Here is a 22,591-nt window from a genome sequence, read left to right as displayed (position 1 = left end):
TATGAAGAATAGAAGTAAAGCTTATTGGAATAAAAGAGCCAATGAAAGAATGGCTACTTATCATAAAGATAGTGATGAAACAATTAGAAAAATAACTAGTGCTTATGATAAAGCTATTAAGGATATTAATGGCGATATAAATAATATATTCTATAAATACATGAAAGATAGTGAACTTAGTGAGAAAGAAGTTAGGCAATTATTAAACTCTAAAATACCTAAGAAAGAGTTAAATGATATAAGAGCTAAGATACATGGAATACAAGATGAAGAATTAAAAAGATATATGATGGCTCAATTAAATGCAGAAGCATATAAGGCTAGAATAACTAGATTAGAAGCTTTAAAAGAAAGCATATATATCAATACTAAGTTAGTAGCAGATGTTGAAATAAAGCAAAGTACAAAACTATATACAGATAATATAAAGAAAGCTTATTATACTAACCTATTTGATATTCAAAAAGGATTAGGGATAGGCTTTAATGTTGCAGAAATGCCATTAGAAAGCATACAAGAAATACTTAAAAATAATTGGAGTGGTAAACATTATTCTAAGCGTATATGGCATAATACAGATGTGTTAGCAGAGAAGTTAGAAGAAGTAATAACAAATGGATTAATGACAGGCAAGAGTTCTAAAAAGATGGCTATAGAGTTAGAGGAATTAACTAACTATGGTAAGTTTGCAGCAGAAAGAATTATAAGAACTGAGACAACTTATATATCTAATTCAGCAGAAATAGAATCTTATAAGGAGTGTGGAATAGATAAATATGTTTTTATTGCTACTTTAGACTTAAGAACATCTAAAGTATGCAGAGAAAAAGATAAGAAGATATTTAAGGTTAAAGATGCAGAAGCAGGAGTTAATCTTCCACCTTTACATCCACATTGTAGAAGTACAACAAGAGCATACTTTAAGGGGATGGAATCTTTACAAAGAAGGTCAAGAGATCCACAAACAGGAAAGTCTTATTTAGTACCAGGAGATATGAACTACCAAGATTGGTATGATAAGTTTGTAATTGATAAGTATGGTAAAGATAAAACAGAAGTATTTGAGAAGATGATTAAGAATAAATCTTATGATAGAAAACAACTTAATAAATATAAGGAAGTTTTAGGAAAAGAATCGCCAAAGACATTGAAAGACTTCCAAGAGTTGAAGTATAATAATATTAAGGAATGGAGTATAAAACAAAGAGAGTACTCTACTATTAATTCTATAAATAATAAAGAATGGTCTAACATCTATAAAGAAAAGGTAAAATCGACATATTATAATTTTAGGAATGATAATATTGAGTTATCCTGGCATGGAGCTCAAAGATTTGTAGATAGAAATATAGATAAGAAAGGGAATACTATATTTACTCAAAAAGATATTGTTGATAGCTTTAATAGTAAACCTAATTATATACAAGAAGATGGCAGGTTAGTAAACTTTAATAATGGAATAGCTATTATTAGAAATAATGAAACAAACGAAATTGTAAGTATTGTAGTTAGAAAGAATCCAAAGGAAGGGTGGATAAGGAATGATTAAAAAGGTTCTAGATATAATTGAATCATACTTAGATGGAAAATATGAAGAAGATAAAAATTATCCTTTCTATCTTGAATTAGAAACGGAACTTTTATTTAACAATTATGATGAAATGTACAAAGAAAATAAAGAAGTAACAGAGTTATTAAATGATGAAATTCCAGATATTTGTGCAGCAGTTGAAGAAATAGATATTAAGGAGTTTAAAAGACTATTAAGAATTGAATTTTTAAAAGCTAAAGAATTATATAATAAATAAAGGCACTTACTAAGTTAAATGGTAGGTGCTTTTATTATGCTTAAAATAAAGTCTTAGGAAACTAAGGCTTTTTATTATGCCTTTTATTACTTGCTGTAAGGCTTTAAAGAACAGGATAGTAAATAATATTTGAATCTAATGGGCATTGAACATTAGGGGCAAGGAGGAAGAAATGAAAAGAAAATTAATAATGAATCTACAGTTATTTGGTTTAGGTGGAATATCTAGACCTTTTTTTGAAGCAGACGGAGGAGCTGGAAGTGGTGCTACTGGAACTGGGGCAGATAATGGCAATGGTGAAGGTACTGGAGAAGGAACTCAAAGTCAAGAAGGTGGAGAAAAATCTTTTGATGATGTATTAAAAGATAAAAAGTATCAATCTGAATTCGATAAAAGAGTAGCTAAAGCTTTAGAAACTGCTAAAGGAAAATGGGAGACAGATTATCAAGCCAAAATCGAAGAAGCTAAAACAGAAGCTGAAAAACTAGCTAAGATGAATGCTGACCAAAAGGCAGAATATGAGAAACAAAAGAAGCTAGATGAACTAGCAAAAAGAGAAAAAGATATTACTACTAGAGAATTAAGAGCAACAGCTTATGAAACTCTAGCAGAAAAGAATCTACCTAAGGAGTTAGTAGATATTCTTAACTATTCAGATGCAGAACAATGCAATAAAAGTATTGAAGCAGTAGAAAAGGCTTTCCAATCTGCAGTAGAGAAAGCAGTAAATGATAAGTTAAGAGGTGGAAATCCTCCTAAGGGTGGACAAGGAAGTAAAACAGATTATAGCAAAATGAGTGATGCTGAATATTATGCAGCTACTTATAAAAATAAAAAATAGAAAGAAGGAATATTAAATGGCAAATGAATTTATTACAGTAAAGGAAATAGCAAGACAAATATTACCAAGATTAATTGAAAATTTAGTTTTTCCTAACTTAATCCATAAGGATTTTAGTGAAGAATATGTAACTGGTAAAGGTGCTACTATTCAAGTAAAGAAACCAGTTATTTTAACTGCTAAAGATTTTAATGAATTAGAAGGAACTTCTCCACAAGATGTTAAAGAAGAATCAGTAGATGTAACATTAGATAAGCTTGCAACAGTTGATGTTGAGTTTGGAGCAATTCAAAGAGCAACTAATGTTGATGATTTAAATAGATTATTCTTAGAACCTGCAGCAGTTGCATTAGCAGAAAAGATTAACTCAGATGGGTTATTCTTATACAAAGATATACCTTATGCAGTAGGAACTGCAGGAACAACTCCAAGTAAGCTTACTGATTTAGCTAATGTAAGAAAGATGTTAAATACAAATAAAGTTCCAGTTGCAGGTCGTGTTGCTGTGTGGGATCCAGAAGCAGATGCTAATTTTACAACTATAGATGCAATTGTTAATGCTGAAAAGAGTGGTTCAACTGCTGCATTAAGAGAAGGTTCTATAGGTCGTGTATTTGGATTAGATAACTACATGGCACAAGGTGTTAAGCAACATACTACAGGAATTACTAAAGCTACTGATATTAAGGTAAATGGTAAAGTCACTGCAGGAGCAACAAGCCTTGCTATAGATGGAACTGCTTTAACAGGTAAGCTTGTAAAAGGTGATATATTAACAATTAAAAAGAATAATTATGTAGTTGTAGAAGATACTGCAGATGCATCAACAAATGCAATTGCTTCAGTTAAAGTATATCCAGCTTTACCAGAAATCGTAGATGATACAGTAGTAACATTAATTTCTGGACATACTGCTAACTTAGCATTTAATCCAATGGCATTTGCTTTTGTTACTAGACCACTAGTTGCGCCAGCAGGAGTTGAATCTTATGTTACTTCTTATAATGGAATCACTTTAAGAGTTGTAAGAGGATATGACATGAAATATAAAAAGGAAATGCTTTCAATGGATGTGCTTTATGGATATAAGACAATGTATCCAGAGTTAGCGACAAGAGTATTAGGATAATAGAGGGTATTAACCCTCTTTTTCTTTAGGGGGTGTTTATTTGATACAATTAGAAAAGCTAAAAATAAGGTTAGGGATAAATGATACTAGTCAAGATAATCTATTAAATATGCTTTTAGAAGATGCAGAAGGAGAAATATTAGACTTCTGTAATAGAGATAAGCTTCCAATAAAGGCTGAACCTTTGCAAAGGGAACTAGCTATTATTTATTACAATAGACTAGGAAGTGAAGGGGAAGTGTCAAGAAGTGAAGGAGGAGTATCTGTTTCTTATTCTACCGAAATACCAGAAAATATAAAAAATAGGTTAATAGCTTTTAGAAGGCTTAAGTTAGTGGGTGTTGCTAATGCGAATAAAGAATAAAAAGACTTATTATCTTAAAAAGAAAACAGTAATAGAAGATAATGAGAGTGGAAAATATCCAGGTTATTCAGAAGCTATAGAAATTAACGCTAATATAAGTCCTGCATCTGGTAGGCTACAAGCTGAAATTTATGGAGAAAGATTAAATTATATTTTAAATATGCTTGTAGATGGACCATATGAAGTAATAGTAAAAGAAAATATAACTTACTATATAGTTAATGGAATAGAAATATGTGAAGGTTATGGAATATGTGTATATGTATCTAAAGAGAGTAACCCAGACTACAAGATTATAAGTATAAAACCATACTCACATCTATTTATAGAACTGGAGAAGATTTAAAATGGCTACTAACGTTACTGGAGTAGAGAGTTTAATGAAAAAGCTAACTGAACTAGGTGGAAATGTAGAAGAAACATTATATAAAAGCATACAAAAACAAGGTGAGTTGGTAAAAGGTGAAGCAAAGATGTTATGTCCTGTAGATACTGGAGATTTAAGAAAAAGTATCTACAAGAAAACTAAAAGGGCCAAAGGAAAAATAATAGGAATAGTTTATACTAATTCAGATCATGCAGCTTATGTTGAATTTGGAACAGGTAGAACAGGTGAAATAACTAATAAAAATACTAATGTAAATGTTAGTTATAAACAAGATAAATGGTTAGTTAATATACCAGATGTAGGTCCAAGATGGATAGAAGGTCAACCAGCTCAACCTTATTTATATCCAGCACTTAAGAATAATGAAAAAAGAATAATTGAATATATAAAAGCAGATTTAAGAAAAGCAATAAGGGAGGTAGCTAAGAAGTGATAAATATTAAGCCTATAATAGTAAATGAACTAAAAAAAGTATTTAATAATATTAATGATACTTATCCTTCTGAATGGACCATATTCCCTGTAATACAATATACAGAAGAAGATAACAAAACTTACACTAAAACAGATGATAAAGAGCAAGAAGCTTATGTAAGATACAAGATTGATATATGGAATAAAAGAAGTACTTCTGATATTGCATTGAAAGTTGATGAAGTACTTTCTTCTTTAGGATTAGTAAGAATACAATGCTTAGATACTCCAGAACCTAGTCAATTAAAACATAAGGTAATGAGGTATGAAGGCATTATTGATGTAAATAATATGAGAGTTTATAACTCTTAAAAGGAGGAATGAAAAGTGTTAGCTAATGGAATAACTTTAGGATATAAGAAAAAAAGTGGCTCCCCTTCAACTTATACAATTTTAACAGGATTGAAGGAAGTTCCGGAAATAGGAGATGAACCAGAGAAAGTAGAAAATACTTGCTTAAGTGATGCAGTAAAACAGTATGAGTTTGGAATAGGTGATCCAGGAGATTTAGAATTTAAATTCAAGTATGAAAATTCTAGTGCAACTAGTCCATATAGAGTATTAAGAACTGCTGCAGCAGCTAAAGAAATATTAGCATTTGAAGAAACTCTTCCAGATGGAACTAAGTTTAATTGGGATGCACAAGTAAGCGTAAAACTTGGTGGTGGTGGAGTAAACAATCCACTGGATTTTACTGTTAAGATGGCATTACAAAGTGAAATAACTCCAGTAGATCCATCAACAGGTTCATAAATTTAAGACACCATTAATTTGGTGTCTTTTTAATTTAATAGAAAATAAGAAAGGATGATATAAATGGCAAGAAAACAATTTGCAATATGGCAAGTAGGAGAAGAAGAATATAAGTTAAAACTTAAGACTTCAACTTTATGTGATTTAGAAGAAAAGTTAGGAACTAGCTTAATGAATGTATTAGGTAATGGTAATATGCCAGCATTAAAGATAATGCTTACAATTACCCATTATGCTATGAAAGATTATAATGCAAACATTAAATTCAAGGATGTTCAAGATCTATTTGATAAATATGTTGATGAAGGCGGAAGTCAGTTAGAGTTTTTTACTAAGGTAATTATGGATATTTACAAGGTGAGTGGTTTTTTTACGGAAACACAAGCAGAGATGGTGGAGGAGAAACAGGAGAAAGCAGAGGAAATGCTACTAGGATAGAAAACTTCACAGATTATATTAATAATTTATATCCTCAATTTCTAGACATGGGATATACTCCATCTTTATTCTGGGAGAGTTCTTTATTAGAAATATATGATTTGATGGATAGCTATAACAGAAGAAAGAAGAATGAAATTAAAGAAATTGAAGAAAAAATAAAAGCTGAAATTTCTCTTAATGCTGTATTAGCAAGACAAATAGGAGAGTATGTTGCTAGTTTATTTAACAAAGACTCACAGATAACACCATTAAACAAATTCTTTCCTAGTCTTTTTGAGGAAGATGAAGAAGAAAAGAATGTTGATATGGCTTTATATAAAGCTAAGATGGAGGAGTTCGCCTTTAGACATAATCAAAGATTTAAAAGAAAGGAGGAATAGTTTATGGATGGCATGACCTTGGAGAAATTGCAAGTTCTTATTGAAGCACAAACTAAAGGCTTTAGGGATGAAGTTGCAAAAGTTCAAAACGAAGTAAAGAAAATGACTAACAATGTTAATAATGAAGTTAATAAAGTTAAGAGTATATTTAAAAGCCTAGGTAAGTTTATAGCAGCAGTAGGAATAGGTAAATTCTTTGTAGATAGTACAAGGCAAGCCATGAAGGTTGAAGCAGCTATTCAGCAGATAACTCGTACAATGGGAGAAAGTACAAATCAATTCTTAAAATGGGCAAAGAATAATGCTTTAGCCTTTAATATGTCACAATCGGATGCTATGAATTATGGAGCTATTTTCTCTAATTTAGTAAGTACTTTTAGTAGTGGAACAAAAGAAACATTACAATATACTACTGATTTATTAAAAGCATCTTCTATTATAGCGAGTGGTACAGGTAGAACTATGGAAGATGTAATGGAACGTATTAGATCTGGTTTACTTGGTAATACGGAAGCCATTGAAGATTTAGGAGTTAACGTAAATGTTGCTATGCTTAAGAGTACAGAAGCCTTTAATAGATTTGCTAATGGTAAGTCATGGGACCAATTATCTTTCCAAACTCAACAACAAATTAGGTTGATGGCTATATTAGAGCAAACACAAAATAAATTTGGTGGAGAAGTATTTAATAATACTAATAGTGCTTTACAACAATTAGTAGCAGTATTAAAAGACGTAGCTTTAAACATAGGAAATGCTTTCTTACCTATACTTAATGTAGTTTTACCTATATTAACTGGATTTGCTATTAAATTAAGAGAAGTAACATCATATATAGCAACATTTATGCAAGTGCTATTTGGTAAAAAGGGAACTAGTACAGCAACTAAAACTATGCAATCTGCAACTAATGCTGCTTTAAGTGGAGCAAGTGCACAAAATGCCTATAATGATGCTTTAGGTAATACTGGGGATACAGCTAAGAAAACAGCTAAAGAAATGAATAGATTACTAGGTGGATTTGATGAAATTAATTCATTAAGCAATAATAGTGATTCTGGTGGAGGTGGCCTAGCATCCTCAGGTGTGGGTGGTGGAGCAGATATACCATCAATAGACTTAGGATTAAGCGAAGAACCAGATACTAGTGGAATTTCAAAAGCTGCAGAAAAGGTTAGAAAGATATTTGAAGACTTTGCTAATTTCTTAAAAACAAATAAGGATATTGTTATTTCTATAGTAGGAGGAATAATAGCAGGAATAGGAAGTTTCTTTTTAATAACTAAATGGAGCAAAATAATAGAAGGAATAAGGTTAGGTTTTAGTAGTCTTGGAGGAGTTATAAGTGGTATTAGTTGGCCAATAGTTGCTATAGCTGCATTAATAGCTTTATTAGTAGGGAACATAATTTATTTATGGAGAACTAATGAGGATTTTAGAAACTCTGTCATAGAAATATGGACCATGATAAAAGATTTTATAGGACAAGTAATAACAGATATAGGAAGTATATTAAAAAGCTTATGGCAAGAATATGGACAAACATTAATAGATAATCTAAAAGGCTTTATGTTAAGCATACAAAAGATAATTATTAATGTTTGGGAAGGTGTAATAAAACCAATTATAACTAATGCTTTAGAAATGCTAAGTTGGTTATGGAATAATCACTTAAAAGGATTAGTTGAGGAACTAGGAAAATTCTTAATGAAATTAACTAATTTTGCACTTGAGTTATGGAATAATTTCTTTGGTCCAATAGTAAATTTTTTAGTTGATGTATTATCTCCTATATTTATAGCTACTTTTAATTTTATAGTAGATTCCATTGGAACTGCAGTCGGAGTAATAGCAGATATTATAAAAGGATTATTAAGAGTATTCAATGGATTAATAGATTTTATATCTGGAGTGTTTTCTGGAAATTGGTCTAGGGCTTGGCAGGGTATAGTAGATATATTTGGTGGAATATTTGATGGATTAATAGGAATAGTTAGATGGCCATTAAATATAATCATAGACATGATAAATAGTGCTATATCTGGTATTAATTCAATGATAAGAACTATAAATAAAGTACCTGGTATTAATATACCTAGTGTACCTAGCATTCCTAAATTAGCAAAGGGAGGAATTGTTGATAGTGCAACTCTTGCTATAATTGGTGAAGCAGGTAGAGAAGCAGTAGTTCCATTAGAGAATAATAAAGCAGGCTTAAGAGAGTTAGCTAGTTTATTATTGGCTGAAATGGGACCAAGGAGCTCTAATAATGATAGCTTTGGTGATGGAGATTTAATCTTACAAATAGATGGTAGCGTGATAGGTAAAGTAGCACTTAAGCAATTAAGAAAAATGCAAAGACAAGGGAATATTACATTAATACCATTATAGAGGAGTGGTGATATTGATAAAGATTAATGGAGTAGATATTGCTACTCCTAAAACATATGAAGCAACTGTAACTGATTTAGATGGGGAAACAAATCGTAATGCAAATGGAGAAATGATAAGAGATAGAATAGCAGTAAAAAGAAAGTTAAATTTAGAGTGGGGACCATTAACCCAAGCAGAAATACAAACATTACTTAGTGCTGTAAGTAGTGTTTTTTTTACTGTTACTTTTCCAGATCCAATGAGTGGTATGGTAACTAAAACAATGTATGTAGGAGATAGAACTGCTCCAGCATATTCTTTTATCAATGGAGAAATTAAATGGCAAGGTCTAAAAATGAATTTTATAGAAAAGTAGGAGGGTATGTATGTTTATAAGAAAAAAGACATTATTAACTATGATTGAAGTATTAAAGGGAGAAGTAATTAATCTTAAACAAAAAGTATCAGAACTTGAAGCTTTAAATAATACAAGAAAGATTAATTTCAATATTGATAGTAAAGAAATAGGAACAATTACAGCCGAAAAAATTTATAAGGCTAACACTAAACCTATACTAAGCTGTGATAGTAAGGGAAATGTAACTATTAATGGGAAAATAGCTATTAAAGGTAAAAAGAATGAAGCATTAGAAGAAGGGGGAATTGTTAATGAAAATAAGTAATGAAAAGTTAGTAAATAGCATAGGTGTTTTAAGTAAATTAACCAATATGGAGTTACCGATTAAACTTAGTTATGCATTTTCTAAGAATATAACAAAGATAGACAGAGAACTAACTGCATATAACAAAGAAAGGCAAAAGTTAATTGAAAAGTATGGAGCAAAAGATAAAGAAGGTAATTTAAAAACTAAGGAAGATGGAACTATTAATATAACTGACGTAGATAGTTTTAATAATGAGATAAAAGAAATTTTAGAAATTGAAACAGAAGTAGATATACATCTTATAGATTTAGAAAAGGTTGAGGTAGATATAAATATTACTCCTGGTGAATTGATGGTTATAGACTATATGTTTAAATAGGTCCTTCTAAAATCTAAGAAAGGAGGGAGAATTATTTACACAACAAGTACAGCTTATAAAACAGCAATAAAAGATTCAGCAAGAAGTTTTGAATGTAAGGTTACAATATTAGATAAAGTCTATAAAAATGAGGATATTGTAGATATTATAATAGATGGTAATATACAACCTAGTGATGGATTTATGATAGGTGCTACAACTAGCCAATCCCTTGATTTAACACTACTTAATAAAGGTGATATTGTTTATGGTACTAGCACCATAAAAGTAGAAATAGGCTTAAAAATAGGCTCTACAGTAGAGTATATTCCTATGGGTATCTATAATATAGATGATATAGAGAAAACTGACTATACAATTAAAATTACTGCATATGATAACATGATAAAATTTGAAAAGAACTTCACAACTACATTAGGAGATTATTTAACATTACAGCAAGTGGTAAGCGAATTAACTAGAATAACAGGAGTAGAGTTTACAGGAAGCCTTCCATCTTACACAGTTAAAAAGTTGGAGGGTTTTTCTTGTAGAGAAGTTCTTGGATATGTAGCAAGTCTATGTGGAGGAAATGCAGTTATAAATCGTGATGGTAAATTTATTATAGTAACTCCTAAGGATATTAATTACCCTATAGGAACATCTAATTATTTTATAGGAGATTATAAAAGAGAAGAAACTAAATATAAGATGGGAAAAATATCCTGCCAAGCAGGAGAAGAAGTCTTAACTAAAGGAACTCTAGGAGCAGATTCTATGGAGTTAGAATTTGAAAATCCTTGGGTAACTACAGCAATATTGAATGATATTTACACTAAGTTAAATGGATTTGAGTATTTAGGATATTCTATGAAATGGCAAGGAGATTTATCTTTAGATGTAGGGGATATAGTAACTATAACTGATAAAAAAGGAGTAGTAAGAAAACACCCTATATTATCTCAAAAATTTACTTACACCGGCGGGTTAACATCTGAATTAGGAGCAAAAGGAGAAACAAAAAACAAAAATAGTTTTTCTAGTAGTGGAAGTACAGCAAAGAAAGTAGAAAGAGTTGTAATGGAACTGGCTCTTATAAACAAAGCTTTAATAGATGTAGCTTATATAGGAGATTTAACAGCAGGAAATATAAAATTTGATACAGCAAGTGGTACTATACTAGATTTACAAACTCTTTTAAGTAAATTTGTAACAGGGGAAAATGGACAGTTTTTAAATCTTACAACAGATAATGTTGTTATAGCAAATGCAGTAATTAAAGATGCTATGATAGATAGCTTAAGCTTAAATAAATTAAAAGCAGGAACTATAAATACTAACACAATTAATTTAGCTTCTGCAGATGGTGGTCTTTCAATAGTAGGTCCTACAATGCAATTTAAAGATAAAGCTAATAAGGTAAGGTTACAACTAGGACAAGATACTGCTGGAGATTTTAATTTTATATTAATAGCAGCAGATGGAACTACTACATTAATAGACGGATATGGAATAAAAGAAAAAGCTATAGCAGATAAATTAATCAAGTCTAATATGGTAGCAGATAATGCGATAGGAGAGCAACAGATTAATTATAGTTCTTTAGTAACTGGACTTAATAAAGATACTAATACAAGCTTAATACAAGCATCCAAAGTAGCAATAGACCTTACTGGACAAAGCTTAGATGTTGCCTTTAATTCTCTTAAATCAAGCGTAAATGGATTTGATGAGAGAATAGAAGCTAATACAACTTCAATATCAGTAGCACAAGGAAAGATAGAAGGATTAATAAAAGAAAGTGCTATAACTAAAAGTGATGTAACTACTTTAAAAGATAACTATACAAGTATTAAAGCTACAGTAGATGGAATTAATACAACAGTAGCAAGTCATACAACTTCTATTTCTACTTTAGATGGTAAAATATCTAAAGTAGAAACTAAGGCGACTACAGTAGAACAAGGTTTAGAAGGATTTAAAGTGACTGTAAGCAATAACTATATAACAAAAACAGATGCAGAGAATTCTTATGCAACTAAAGCAAGTATGGAACTTACAGCCAATCAATTAAAATTAGATTTTAGTAAAACTGGTATAGCGAATATAGTACCTAACTCTAGTTTTGAAGATGGGTTAAACGGGTGGAATTATTACACAAGTGGAGGATCTATAGTAGCTACTATAGTTGATACAACTGGAGATAATCCACAATCAATTAGTGCACTAAGAATGGGAGTAAGCAATTTTTCTTATACTGGAGGATACCACAGGTTTGTAGATTTAGAACCAGACACTACCTATACAATTAGTGCTTATATAAGAATTTCTGCATTAACATCATTACCTGGTAGATCTATAGGAATAATTGTAAATGAGTATTCTGGAACAACTCCTTTAGGAATTAATAATTTAGCAGAATATACAGAATCAACAATAAACACTAGTAAATGGGTAAGAGTAACCAAAACTTTCACAACAGGAGCAAACACAAATAGAGGGCAAATCTATTGTAGAATAAGTAATATATCTAATGGTGTAATTTACTATGATAATATTAAATTAGAAAAAGGAACATTTGCTACGGATTGGACATCTGGAGAAAATGAAATATATAGTGGGAATACAATAATAGATGCAAATGGAGTAACAATTAAAAATGGTGCATTAACTATTAAGAACAAAGCTAATGCTAATGTATTAACATCAGATACAAATGGGGACTTAACTATTACAGGGACATTTATTAATAAAAATAGCAATGGTGTAAAAGCAGTAGAAATAAATAATACCAATATATACCTTTATGATTGGGAAAGAAGTGGAAGAGAACTAGGGATAATCTATAGTTCTTATCTTACCGATTATCCAAACGTAAGAGGATTTTCCCTTGCACATAATCAACAAGGATATATGACACTTGGATATAGAACAGGAAAAAATACCTTTGGACACTACATTATTTTAGATAAATATTCTAAAAATCCAAGTTATACATCTCCAATAAGAGTTTTGGAAGGTACTGTATTTAGTCAAGCTGTAAATATGCAGAATAGAGTTTACGTTCCAGATATAGTATGTTTTGAAGGTTCTTATAATTCAACAACTCCACAGATATTTAAGAACACAGGAGATTCTAGAAATCTTCTTTGTGTACAAGTATCCGTAAATGCTAAAAATGATGGCTTTTTGATACAAAGTAATACAGGTAGTAAATTATTTGCTATTGAAGCAGGTTATCCTTACCCAGTATATTCAAATACGAATTTTGCTGTAAATGGTAATTTTACTGCAAGTGGTTCAAAGAACTCTTTACAGACAACTAAAAATTATGGAGAAAGATTAATAAATGCTTATGAAACAGCAGAATATTATTATTCGGATATAGGGTTTGGTAAAATAAATGATTCTGGAGAGTGTTATATAAGCATAGATGATATATTACAAGAATGTGTAAATTTAGATTGTGAATATCATATATTTACACAAAAATATAATGGTGAAATAAATATAATTGATAGACATAGAGATTATTTTGTAGTCTATGGAGAACCAGGAACTGAGTTTAGCTGGCAATATATAGCTAAAAGAATAGGATATGAAAATGTAAGATTAGATCAACCAGAATTAGTAGGATATTTAGACAACTCAGTAGTCTTTACAGAAGAAGAGTTTACAGTTAAAACAAGTGAAGAAATATTGATACAAGAACTAGATTTTAAATTAGAAGATATTTTATTGGAGGTGGCTTAATGAAAATACTTACAGGATTTGCAGTTATAAAAGATAATGTTGGAAATAGAATAACTTACAGTTATTCAGAGGTAGATGGACAGGGAACTATAACTTCTAGTAATAATAAAGAAAGTTACATTGTTTTAGATGATGAAACTAAGAATTTAGTTACTCAATTAGAAGCAAAAATAAAAGAAAGATTATAAGAACTTAACTTTTACCTAAAATATGTATATAATTAAAGTATAATACATATTTTAGGAGGGTAAATATGAGAATAAATAAAAATTTAATTATAAGTATTATAGTTACTCTTGTTTTAGGGGTAGGAATAAGCGCTATAGTATTTAAACCTATGGGTACTGTAGCAACTGAGAAAAATAATGCAGAGCTTTATGCAGAAATGAAGGAAAGTGCTAAGGAAGAAGTTAAGGCAGAGTTACAAGAACAATTTAACGCTCAGCTAGAAGAAGAAGTAAAGAAAATCAAGGAAGATACAGAGTTACAAATAAAAACATTGAAATCAGAGTATGATTCAGCTATTGCAGATGCGAAGCTACAGCAGGCAAATGATTTGCAAGCTGCGATAAATAAAGCTAATGAAAATGCACAAGCTGCAATAAACCAAGCAACTTCACCAGAGGAAATCGAAAGAAGAAGACAAGAGGAAATGAAAAATAATCCAGAAAAATACGGTTTAAGTGGTCCTATTAATGGAGGAAGTGATACTGGAAGTGGTGCAGGTAGTAATGTAGGAAGTAATGGGAATTAATGTTTAAGAGCTTACAAATGTAGGCTCTTTTTATTTTTAAATAATATAGTGAACTATCATACGATAAATAAGAATAACTAAATCCTTAAATTACTATAGTAATAAAAAACAATATTTATGGAGGAAAAATCAATGAACATAATTAATATTTTTAAAAATACTAATGTTAATTTAGGGTTATTCTTATACTTAGTGGTGGTTATCTTTATATTAGGCAGGCACTTAGGTTATAAGGAAGTTAGCAACAAGTTCTTACTAATAGTAGTAATATTAAATCTATTTAATTTACTATAAAAATTAAATAAAAAAAATAGAGATGTATTATATAGGTGAGCCTAACATCTCTATTTCTGGTGATTTTTTATATATTAATATTATTGACAGAAAATAAAAAAATAAACACATTAAGAGATTAGATAATTCTAGTCTCTTTTTTATTTGAAAAATAAGAAAGAAGGTGAAGTATGGATGAATTAATGCAATTAGCAGCAGGACAAGGACTAGGGTATGCGTTATTTGTATTCTTATTAATCTATGTACTTAAAACAACAGGAGATAGAGAAAAGAGATATCAAGATTTATTAGATACTTTAGGAGAAAAGTTCGGTGTTGTTGAAGATATAAAGGAAGATGTTAAAGAAATAAAAAGTAAAATAGAAGGAGAGAAATAGAATGGAATTTGTAAAATTTATAATTGAAAATGCTTTAATATTAGTGCCTGCATTATATGTAATAGGACTAATTATAAAAGGAACTGAAAAAATAGGAGATAAATATATCCCTGTAATATTATTAGTATTTGGCATTCTTGGAGCAGTAGCTTTATTAGGGTTTAATATTAATGCAATAATACAAGGTATTCTAGTTACGGGTGCTGCAGTATATACCAATCAATTATTTAAACAAATTAATAAACAAGAATAAGAGTAGGATTATTTCCTACTCATTTTAAATTAAAAAAGAAAGGTGGAATTTAAAATGTCATTAATTAAAAATTTAATACCAGAAAGTCAATATCCAACTAAGTGCCCCTATTCAATGCAACCAAAAGGGATATGTATCCATAACACAGGAAATGATGCTTCAGCTGAAAATGAAAGAGATAATCTGGCAAGACCTGATAATAAAGCAGAAGTTTCATTTCATATTGCTATTGATGATGAGAAAGCTATTCAATGTGTACCATTCACTAGGAATTGTTGGGCAAGTGGAGATGGAGCAAATGGTGATGGAAACAGAAACTATATCCATACTGAAATTTGTTATTCTAAATCTGGTGGAGATAGATTTATAAAAGCAGAGAAGAGAGCAGCTAAAGAAGTAGCAACATTATTAAAACAATATGGGTGGACTATTAATAATGTAAAGAAGCATCAAGATTTTAGTGGAAAGTATTGTCCTCATAGAACTTTAGATTTAGGTTGGCAAAGATTCTTAAATATGATTCAATCTGAATTAGACATATTGAATAGAACTAATAAATCTATATTTCCATTACCTTTAAAAATGAAATCTGATGCAATGAGTTATGATGGAGAAGTAAAGATATATAACATTGGAGATCTATTAACAGCAGATGCAGAAAATCAATTTGCTTATTCTATTGAATTAGATGGTAAGAGATGTTGGGTAGAAAAAGCAAATGTTAAGTTATTAGGCTTAACTGATGAAAGATATAGAAGGTTTAGACTACAAGTAACAGAATATCCTTGCAGGGTGTGGACTAAGGAAATTAAGCCTTTTTATAAGGAGGAATTAATAACTGCACAATGGGAAATGAGTGGTTATTATGCTTTAGATATAGATGGAGCTAGAGCATATATAAGAAAGAATGCAACTATGAATAGATAATTTTAATGTTAGTAGGTAGGACAAATTTTACTTACTAGCCTTTATTTTTATTTTATGGACAAGTTTACCAGGAATGTGTAAAATATAATAAAAGAACTCGTAATCTGACTACCAATCTATACGAGTTCAAAACAATAATATATTTCGTTGAATATACCTCTATTATAACATATGTTCAATGGAATATAAATATAAAATAGGGGGATAATATGAATAAAATTGAATTAATAAGCAAAATGAATTCCTTTACTGGGGAAAGAATAAGTGTTGGAATGGAATTAATTAATAAAAGTAATAAGAATTATTCATTTTTAAAATGCAATATTGATGATGAGGTTCAGAAGGATATATTTAATTTATTAAAATCTTCTATAATGTCAATAATTAATGGAAATGAATTAATAGAGTTTAATCCGATTGGAAAAGCAGATTGTACTATAGAAAAGTTGAAGGTACCAGATGTAGAAGGTTTAGTTAACATAATAAATATGAGAAGAGATAAGAGTAATTTTACTACAAGTTTTGAGGATTTAAGGGAGATTAATGCTTATATCTTAGAAGTAAAAATGGGAGATGAAAATTTAAAAATATTTAGAAGATATTCTAAAAGTAAAAGCTTATCAAAAGGAATGTTTTTGAAAGTTTTTTCAGAACAATTTACAAAACTAAAAGAAAATATATTTCAGATTGATAATATAGTTGATTTTATTGTAATTAATGACGAACTCATTATAATATTTAATAGATATGCATTTGAGGTTATTACTAATTATAAAGATAATTATTTCTTAAATTTAGATACAGCTCTTGAAGAAATAAGTAGAAGTAATCTTATAAATAACATAGAACAATTTGAAGAAGATTGTAAGGAAAGTACAAAGATAGCAAAGCAATTTACTAAAGCAATGCAAGATAATAGTATAAATTTAATTTTAGAAAATATACAAGAAGTATCGGATGCTATTAGAGAAGCAGAATTACCAATTGAATTTATAAATAATAAGTTTCAATATGAAAGTAAAGAGCAATTATCAATACTAGTTGCATTGTTATCAGATAAATATGCAAAAACATTGATAGGTAAAAGAATTACGAGTAATTAATAATGAAAGGAGGGCTAATATTTGTTTACAAAAATAAGTAAATGGATTCTATTTATATCTTCATACATCCCATTATATATAATATTTATAGTTAGTAATTTATTTGATATTTATAGCAATTATAAGAGCTTAGTTGGTAATAATACTTTTAGTCCTCAATTACTTATATTAAATTCAGAGGTTAATATAATTCTTATATTAATATTTACTATCTTATCAATTATATCACTAATTCTATTATTACTTATTTTTAAAGTTGCTGGTAAAAGTAGTGAATATACTTCTATGTATGATATAAGCAAGAATAATAAATCTATAAATGAATATGTATTAGTTTATATCCTACCATTCATAACAGTAAAAACTAATGATTATAAAGAGTTAGTAATTTTTATAATAATATTTTTCTTAATTGGATTACTATCAGTAAAAAATGATATGGTATATATAAATCCAATACTATATATTATGAAATATAATATATATACATTTAAAGAAGATAAAAGGTCCTTAGAAAGTTCTATATTAATTAGTCAATATTCCATTTTAGATTTAAAGAGAAATTCAAATGGCGGAACGGACAAAATTAATGTGAGAGCGTCAATAATTGGTGAAGGAGTATATTATATAAAAAGTAACTAATTTAATACTTAAATCTAGTTTTATAAAATCCTTTTTAATATTATTCACCCCCTAGTCTGATTATAGACAAGGGGGTATTTTTTTATACATATAGTTCTACAATGCACTCCATGGTCATACAATGTAATACAAAGCAATAAATGGAGGTGTAAGCATGGCAGATAGATTAAGAATAATAATAGAGTTTTCTAAGAATAAAGAAAGAGAATTAAAGCTTTATGGTAAGTTACAAGAGTATTCGGTTCCATCTGTAGCAGTTAAGGATATGCTACTAGGATTAATTCCTTTACCTGATATAAAGGATACCAATGTAACCATTAAAGAATTATAAGAATAGTATAATGGTCCGTACAGTACGGATATGTACGGACGAGCCTTTTAAAAGCATTTAATTTTGAGTAAAAGAGAAGTGGGGGAGATTAGTGAGTAAGATATTAGAATTAATTAACTCTATATTTAATAGGAAAGAAATTGTTTTAGATGATAGAATTGAATTTAGAGTTAATAAAAAAGAAAAGATTTTGATTAAAAAGTATTGTGATCTTAAGAGAGTTACTACATCAGATTTTTTTAGAACATTAGCGATGAAAGAGATAGATAAGTTTATAAAAATGAATAGTTAATATCTGTATGGTTGTATTTTGGTTGTATAAGTTAAATAAAAATAAGTAATAATTAATGAATTATAATAATGTAAAACCTAGTAATATCAAATGTTTCCTTTAATAACGGAATAGAAAGGAAAGTTTTTTACATAAAGAAAACGACCTCCAAAACCGTTGGTTGTGGGTTCGATTCCTACTGCCCCTGCCAAAAAGTCAGTAATTTAGTTACTGACTTTTTATTTTTTCTTTAAAACTTATAAAGGGCTTACATTGAGGAGAGCTTTTTTATACTTTTTTATTGACAATAGTTAAAATATCATGATAGAATAAATTTTGTCGAAGGGGTATAGCTCAATTGGTAGAGTAGCGGTCTCCAAAACCGTTGGTTGTGGGTTCGATTCCTACTGCCCCTGCCAGAGAAAAAAAGACTAAAAACTGAAAGTTTTTAGTCTTTTTTTGCATATATTAATAATTAAATATACAAGTAGTTGTTTAATTTGGTATAATTTTATATACCGAATTATTAAATTATCTAAGAGGTCATGTATATGAAGAAAAATATAAAAAATATAAGTGTTTGTTTATTAATGATAACTATGTTGATAAATGTTTTTTGTATTAAAGTTAGTGCCGTGGATAATAATGAAAAAAATATTAACTTTAAAAGAATAACTGTAGAGGACGGGTTATCACAAACCTCTGCTCAATATATATTTCAAGATAGTAAAGGATATATGTGGATAGGAACATCAGATGGATTAAATAGATATGATGGAAATGAATTTAAAGTCTATCGATATAAGGAAGGTGAAAAAAAATCATTAAGTGTAAATTATATTACGGCTATAAATGAAGATGAATATGGGAATATATGGGTAGGAACCATAAGGGGATTAAATAAGATAGATGCTAAAACAAAAGAGATAAAAACTTACTTTCCAGAAGTAGATGGATGTAATTTATCTTATCACAATATAACTGAAATTTTAATAGATTCCAATGATAACATATACATAGCAACTGCGGATGGATTAAACTTGTATGATAAAGAAAATGATAATTTTATACGAGTTTATGGAGAGGATTCTGAATATAAATTAACTAGTCAATTTATATATTCTATAACTGAAGATAAGAATGGAGATCTTTGGGTAGGTACAGAAGAAGGATTAAATAAGGTTAGTAGAAAGACCAACAAAATTATAAAATACTATGCTGATGGATTAAGTAATTCTATTACAGATGACTTTATATACAAGTTATATGTTGATACTATGAATAATTTATGGATAGGAACCTATAGTGGAGGGTTAAATAAATTAAACATTGATACTAATAAGATAGAGTATTATTTAAATAATCCAAATAATGATAAATCTATAGCTAGCAATTCCATTAGAGATATTCTAATGGATAGTGATGGTATTGTTTGGGTAGCTACAGATAATGGGTTAAGTAGATTGAATAATAAGAATAATAGCTTTATAAATTACAAATCTAAAGTATATGATCCACAGAGTATAGTTAGCAATAATATTTTAAGTTTGTTTGAGGATAACTCTGGTTCAATATGGATTGGAACCTATGATGGAATAAGCATTTTTAATATGGAAAATTCATTTATAAATTATAAAAAAGATCCATTTGATACAAACTCTTTAAGTGATAATATGTTAGCTGGAATATACAAAGATAAGGATGGACTTTTATGGGTTGGAACAGTTTATAATGGATTAAATGTTATGGATAGAGAAAAAGGTATAATAACAAAGTACAAAGCCGATGGTAGTGAGAACTCCTTAAGTGATGATGATATTAGAGATATAACAGGAATCGACAATGAAATTTGGATTGCTACTGAAAATGGACTAACAAAGTATGATAAAAATACCAATAAATTCACAAAATATTTCCATGGAAATGATAATTCTTTAATTTCAAATGATGTTAGAAGTCTATATATAGATAGTAGTGGAGTTTTATGGATAGGAACTGCAGATGGTGTTTGTAGTTTTGATAGAAAAAATACCTTTAAATCCTATAAAAAGATTTTTGGGGAAAATGGAATAACCGAAACTATGTTTTCAGATATAGTTGAAGATAAAGAGGGGATAATATGGATAGGTTCATCCTTAGATGGTGGATTAATTAAGTTAAATAAAGAAACAGAAGAGATAAAAGTATATAGAAATGATAAAAATAATGAAAAAAGTTTAAGCTTTAATATAGTAAAATCTATAGCAATAGATAAAAATAATAACTTGTGGATTGGAACACAGTATGGACTTAATAAATTTAATAGAGAAGATGAAACCTTTACAAGATACACTGAAGATGATGGATTATCTAATAACTTTATTTATGGTGTATTAGTAGATGATGAAGGTGATTTGTGGATAAGCACTAATTATGGTATATCAAAATATGACGTAAAGAAAAATAAATTTATCAACTATGATGTAACAGATGGATTGCAAGGAAATGAATTTAATGGGTTTTCATATTATAAGGCCGTAGATGGAGAATTGTTTTTTGGAGGAATAAATGGTTTAACTACATTTTATCCAAAAAATTTAAAGGAAAAAAACTTTCTTCCTAAGGTAGTAATAGGAAGTGTTTATAGTAATGACAATAAAATTTTGAATTTAGATAAAATACATATAGGATATAAAAATAATAATATTAATTTCAAATTTTTCTTGCCGGATTATGGAAATATAAAGAAGATTCAGTATGAATACAAATTAGTTGGTTTAGATGATAATTGGAATTTTGCAGAAAATAGGAATTATGCAAGCTATACTAATTTAGAATCGGGAAAATATACATTTATGGTAAGAGCTAGAAATTCTACAGGAGATTGGAGTGAAGCTACTAGTATAAGTTTTACTGTAGGAGTTAAGCCATGGAAGAGCTCTTTTGCCTATATGATATATGGATTATTTTTATTTCTAATAATTTATATTATTTGGAATAGAGTGAAAATACTTGATAGTTTAGTGGAGCAAAGAACTAATGAATTAAATAAAAAATTAAAAGAAAATGAAGATTTATATAATAAGTTAATTGAAAATGAGAAATATAAAAATAATTATTTTATAAATTTATCTCATGAGCTTAGAACACCTCTTAATGTTATTATTTCTGTAGAACAATTAATATCTAAATTAAATAAAGACAAAAAAGAAATATCTATGGAGAAGTTAGATTATTATATGGATACCTTAAGAAGAAATTCAGATAGGTTATTAAAATTAATTAATAATATAATTGATACTTCTAAAATAGAATCTGGATCATATAAGTTAAATATTAAGGAATATGACATAGTATATTTAGTAGAAGAAATAGCTCTATCTATGAAGAATTACATAGAATCTAAGGGAATAGAATTAATAATAGACCCTGAAATTGAAGAGAAAATAATAGAATGTGATGCTACAGAAATTGAAAAATGTATAGTTAATTTAATAGGAAATGCAGTTAAATTTACTGAAGTTGGAGGTAAAATAGAAATTAAAATAAAGGATAATAATAATTATGTGAAAATTTCAGTGAAGGATACGGGGGTCGGAATAGATCAAAAATATCATAATGCTATATTTGATAGATTTGGACAAGCTTATAATAATATTTCTGAAGAAAATGGAGGAAGTGGATTAGGACTTACATTAACAAAACAATTAGTTACTTTACATAAAGGGAAAATATATGTTAAAAGTGAAGTTAATAAGGGAAGTGAGTTTGTTATAATCTTGCCTATAAAACAAGGTTAGTTTGGAATGTTGACAGTATTTATTCACAATGATATTATATATTTAATAAGTATGTGGATTGTTACTGGAATACAGGCAATACCTAAATTAAAATAGAATATTCTATTTTAATTTAGGTATTTTATTTTCCAAG

At 28.7% G+C, this 22,591-nt stretch carries 27 protein-coding genes and 1 tRNA gene; all 28 read left to right on the top strand.

The window, feature by feature from the left end; translation table 11 throughout:
* Position 1: 1 nt before the first annotated feature.
* The 28 genes from BN6774_RS16305 (at position 2) to BN6774_RS16180 (ending at position 22,458) form a co-directional block, all read left to right on the top strand.
* A complete protein-coding gene (locus BN6774_RS16305) occupies positions 2-1,549 on the top strand; it encodes a minor capsid protein (RefSeq protein WP_066895680.1) in 1,548 nt (515 codons plus the stop codon).
* Entirely contained in the window at positions 1,542-1,808 is a 267-nt protein-coding gene (locus BN6774_RS16300; RefSeq protein ID WP_066895677.1) for a hypothetical protein, read from the top strand. The genes BN6774_RS16305 and BN6774_RS16300 overlap by 8 nt, the downstream gene beginning before the upstream one ends.
* Before the next feature lie 172 nt (positions 1,809-1,980).
* Positions 1,981-2,649, top strand: a complete 669-nt coding sequence (locus BN6774_RS16295; protein ID WP_066895675.1) for a DUF4355 domain-containing protein — start codon at positions 1,981-1,983, stop codon at positions 2,647-2,649.
* Positions 2,650-2,665: 16 nt separating this feature from the next.
* Positions 2,666-3,778, top strand: a complete 1,113-nt coding sequence (locus BN6774_RS16290) for a major capsid protein (RefSeq protein ID WP_066895674.1) — start codon at positions 2,666-2,668, stop codon at positions 3,776-3,778.
* A 40-nt stretch (positions 3,779-3,818) separates the two neighbouring features.
* Positions 3,819-4,142, top strand: coding sequence for a phage head-tail connector protein (locus BN6774_RS16285; RefSeq protein WP_066895673.1), 324 nt, complete (start codon positions 3,819-3,821; stop codon positions 4,140-4,142).
* A complete protein-coding gene (locus tag BN6774_RS16280) occupies positions 4,126-4,488 on the top strand; it encodes a hypothetical protein (RefSeq protein WP_066895672.1) in 363 nt (120 codons plus the stop codon). Before BN6774_RS16285 ends, BN6774_RS16280 begins: the two co-directional genes overlap by 17 nt.
* A gap of 1 nt (position 4,489) precedes the next feature.
* The gene (locus tag BN6774_RS16275) at positions 4,490-4,963 is read left to right on the top strand and encodes an HK97-gp10 family putative phage morphogenesis protein (protein WP_066895671.1); all 474 of its coding nucleotides are present in this window, start codon (positions 4,490-4,492) and stop codon (positions 4,961-4,963) included.
* The gene (locus BN6774_RS16270) at positions 4,960-5,316 is read left to right on the top strand and encodes a hypothetical protein (protein WP_066895669.1); all 357 of its coding nucleotides are present in this window, start codon (positions 4,960-4,962) and stop codon (positions 5,314-5,316) included. The genes BN6774_RS16275 and BN6774_RS16270 overlap by 4 nt, the downstream gene beginning before the upstream one ends.
* A gap of 15 nt (positions 5,317-5,331) precedes the next feature.
* Positions 5,332-5,757 carry a phage tail tube protein gene (locus BN6774_RS16265; protein WP_066895667.1) on the top strand — a complete coding sequence of 142 codons (426 nt, stop codon included), beginning with the start codon at positions 5,332-5,334 and terminating at the stop codon, positions 5,755-5,757.
* A 63-nt stretch (positions 5,758-5,820) separates the two neighbouring features.
* The gene (locus tag BN6774_RS16260) at positions 5,821-6,195 is read left to right on the top strand and encodes a DUF6096 family protein (protein ID WP_066895666.1); all 375 of its coding nucleotides are present in this window, start codon (positions 5,821-5,823) and stop codon (positions 6,193-6,195) included.
* 104 nt (positions 6,196-6,299) lie between these two features.
* Positions 6,300-6,578 carry a hypothetical protein gene (locus tag BN6774_RS16255; RefSeq protein WP_066895662.1) on the top strand — a complete coding sequence of 93 codons (279 nt, stop codon included), beginning with the start codon at positions 6,300-6,302 and terminating at the stop codon, positions 6,576-6,578.
* 3 nt (positions 6,579-6,581) lie between these two features.
* The gene (locus BN6774_RS16250; protein WP_066895658.1) at positions 6,582-8,969 is read left to right on the top strand and encodes a phage tail protein; all 2,388 of its coding nucleotides are present in this window, start codon (positions 6,582-6,584) and stop codon (positions 8,967-8,969) included.
* Positions 8,970-8,982: 13 nt separating this feature from the next.
* Positions 8,983-9,327: a DUF6711 family protein gene (locus tag BN6774_RS16245; protein WP_407922093.1), complete on the top strand. Its 345-nt coding sequence runs from the start codon at positions 8,983-8,985 to the stop codon at positions 9,325-9,327.
* Between the two features lie 10 nt (positions 9,328-9,337).
* Positions 9,338-9,634, top strand: a complete 297-nt coding sequence (locus BN6774_RS16240; protein ID WP_066895656.1) for a hypothetical protein — start codon at positions 9,338-9,340, stop codon at positions 9,632-9,634.
* Complete coding sequence (locus BN6774_RS16235; RefSeq protein WP_066895654.1) at positions 9,621-9,995, top strand: hypothetical protein; 375 nt, start codon at positions 9,621-9,623, stop codon at positions 9,993-9,995. The genes BN6774_RS16240 and BN6774_RS16235 overlap by 14 nt, the downstream gene beginning before the upstream one ends.
* A 183-nt stretch (positions 9,996-10,178) precedes the next feature.
* On the top strand, positions 10,179-13,727 hold the full coding sequence (locus BN6774_RS16230; protein ID WP_066895652.1) for a carbohydrate binding domain-containing protein: 3,549 nt from the start codon (positions 10,179-10,181) through the stop codon (positions 13,725-13,727).
* The gene (locus tag BN6774_RS16225) at positions 13,727-13,915 is read left to right on the top strand and encodes a hypothetical protein (protein ID WP_066895650.1); all 189 of its coding nucleotides are present in this window, start codon (positions 13,727-13,729) and stop codon (positions 13,913-13,915) included. The genes BN6774_RS16230 and BN6774_RS16225 overlap by 1 nt, the downstream gene beginning before the upstream one ends.
* Positions 13,916-13,980: 65 nt before the next feature.
* Positions 13,981-14,481: a hypothetical protein gene (locus BN6774_RS16220; protein WP_066895648.1), complete on the top strand. Its 501-nt coding sequence runs from the start codon at positions 13,981-13,983 to the stop codon at positions 14,479-14,481.
* A 132-nt stretch (positions 14,482-14,613) separates the two neighbouring features.
* On the top strand, positions 14,614-14,775 hold the full coding sequence (locus BN6774_RS18555) for a hypothetical protein (RefSeq protein WP_159426845.1): 162 nt from the start codon (positions 14,614-14,616) through the stop codon (positions 14,773-14,775).
* Between the two features lie 170 nt (positions 14,776-14,945).
* Positions 14,946-15,152 carry a BhlA/UviB family holin-like peptide gene (locus tag BN6774_RS16215; RefSeq protein ID WP_066895646.1) on the top strand — a complete coding sequence of 69 codons (207 nt, stop codon included), beginning with the start codon at positions 14,946-14,948 and terminating at the stop codon, positions 15,150-15,152.
* Position 15,153: 1 nt separating this feature from the next.
* Entirely contained in the window at positions 15,154-15,405 is a 252-nt protein-coding gene (locus BN6774_RS16210) for a phage holin family protein (RefSeq protein ID WP_066895644.1), read from the top strand.
* Between the two features lie 54 nt (positions 15,406-15,459).
* The gene (locus BN6774_RS18230) at positions 15,460-16,332 is read left to right on the top strand and encodes a peptidoglycan recognition protein family protein (protein ID WP_084767072.1); all 873 of its coding nucleotides are present in this window, start codon (positions 15,460-15,462) and stop codon (positions 16,330-16,332) included.
* 209 nt (positions 16,333-16,541) lie between these two features.
* On the top strand, positions 16,542-17,435 hold the full coding sequence (locus BN6774_RS16200; protein WP_066895642.1) for a Kiwa anti-phage protein KwaB-like domain-containing protein: 894 nt from the start codon (positions 16,542-16,544) through the stop codon (positions 17,433-17,435).
* 21 nt (positions 17,436-17,456) lie between these two features.
* On the top strand, positions 17,457-18,077 hold the full coding sequence (locus tag BN6774_RS16195) for a hypothetical protein (protein WP_066895640.1): 621 nt from the start codon (positions 17,457-17,459) through the stop codon (positions 18,075-18,077).
* 154 nt (positions 18,078-18,231) lie between these two features.
* The gene (locus BN6774_RS18680; RefSeq protein ID WP_167349606.1) at positions 18,232-18,408 is read left to right on the top strand and encodes a hypothetical protein; all 177 of its coding nucleotides are present in this window, start codon (positions 18,232-18,234) and stop codon (positions 18,406-18,408) included.
* A gap of 91 nt (positions 18,409-18,499) precedes the next feature.
* On the top strand, positions 18,500-18,700 hold the full coding sequence (locus tag BN6774_RS16190) for a DUF6290 family protein (protein WP_066895638.1): 201 nt from the start codon (positions 18,500-18,502) through the stop codon (positions 18,698-18,700).
* A 322-nt stretch (positions 18,701-19,022) separates the two neighbouring features.
* Positions 19,023-19,098, top strand: a tRNA-Trp gene (locus BN6774_RS16185).
* A 132-nt stretch (positions 19,099-19,230) separates the two neighbouring features.
* Entirely contained in the window at positions 19,231-22,458 is a 3,228-nt protein-coding gene (locus tag BN6774_RS16180; RefSeq protein WP_066895636.1) for a ligand-binding sensor domain-containing protein, read from the top strand.
* The last annotated feature ends 133 nt before the right edge of the window (positions 22,459-22,591 follow it).

It is taken from the genome of Clostridium nigeriense, assembly GCF_900086595.1.
GTDB lineage: Bacteria > Bacillota > Clostridia > Clostridiales > Clostridiaceae > Clostridium > Clostridium nigeriense.
The sequence above is the reverse complement of the archived record's forward strand: the minus strand, read 5'-3'. Positions and strand labels throughout refer to the sequence as shown.

Coding starts and splice junctions, on each gene's coding strand:
- BN6774_RS16305 (WP_066895680.1), top strand. CDS start 2: ATGAAGAATAGAAGTAAAGCTTATTGGAATAAAAGAGCCAATGAAAGA.
- BN6774_RS16300 (WP_066895677.1), top strand. CDS start 1,542: ATGATTAAAAAGGTTCTAGATATAATTGAATCATACTTAGATGGAAAA.
- BN6774_RS16295 (WP_066895675.1), top strand. CDS start 1,981: ATGAAAAGAAAATTAATAATGAATCTACAGTTATTTGGTTTAGGTGGA.
- BN6774_RS16290 (WP_066895674.1), top strand. CDS start 2,666: ATGGCAAATGAATTTATTACAGTAAAGGAAATAGCAAGACAAATATTA.
- BN6774_RS16280 (WP_066895672.1), top strand. CDS start 4,126: ATGCGAATAAAGAATAAAAAGACTTATTATCTTAAAAAGAAAACAGTA.
- BN6774_RS16275 (WP_066895671.1), top strand. CDS start 4,490: ATGGCTACTAACGTTACTGGAGTAGAGAGTTTAATGAAAAAGCTAACT.
- BN6774_RS16260 (WP_066895666.1), top strand. CDS start 5,821: ATGGCAAGAAAACAATTTGCAATATGGCAAGTAGGAGAAGAAGAATAT.
- BN6774_RS16255 (WP_066895662.1), top strand. CDS start 6,300: ATGGATAGCTATAACAGAAGAAAGAAGAATGAAATTAAAGAAATTGAA.
- BN6774_RS16250 (WP_066895658.1), top strand. CDS start 6,582: ATGGATGGCATGACCTTGGAGAAATTGCAAGTTCTTATTGAAGCACAA.
- BN6774_RS16240 (WP_066895656.1), top strand. CDS start 9,338: ATGTTTATAAGAAAAAAGACATTATTAACTATGATTGAAGTATTAAAG.
- BN6774_RS16235 (WP_066895654.1), top strand. CDS start 9,621: ATGAAAATAAGTAATGAAAAGTTAGTAAATAGCATAGGTGTTTTAAGT.
- BN6774_RS16230 (WP_066895652.1), top strand. CDS start 10,179: ATGATAGGTGCTACAACTAGCCAATCCCTTGATTTAACACTACTTAAT.
- BN6774_RS16225 (WP_066895650.1), top strand. CDS start 13,727: ATGAAAATACTTACAGGATTTGCAGTTATAAAAGATAATGTTGGAAAT.
- BN6774_RS16220 (WP_066895648.1), top strand. CDS start 13,981: ATGAGAATAAATAAAAATTTAATTATAAGTATTATAGTTACTCTTGTT.
- BN6774_RS18555 (WP_159426845.1), top strand. CDS start 14,614: ATGAACATAATTAATATTTTTAAAAATACTAATGTTAATTTAGGGTTA.
- BN6774_RS16215 (WP_066895646.1), top strand. CDS start 14,946: ATGGATGAATTAATGCAATTAGCAGCAGGACAAGGACTAGGGTATGCG.
- BN6774_RS16210 (WP_066895644.1), top strand. CDS start 15,154: ATGGAATTTGTAAAATTTATAATTGAAAATGCTTTAATATTAGTGCCT.
- BN6774_RS18230 (WP_084767072.1), top strand. CDS start 15,460: ATGTCATTAATTAAAAATTTAATACCAGAAAGTCAATATCCAACTAAG.
- BN6774_RS16200 (WP_066895642.1), top strand. CDS start 16,542: ATGAATAAAATTGAATTAATAAGCAAAATGAATTCCTTTACTGGGGAA.
- BN6774_RS18680 (WP_167349606.1), top strand. CDS start 18,232: ATGGCAGATAGATTAAGAATAATAATAGAGTTTTCTAAGAATAAAGAA.
- BN6774_RS16180 (WP_066895636.1), top strand. CDS start 19,231: ATGAAGAAAAATATAAAAAATATAAGTGTTTGTTTATTAATGATAACT.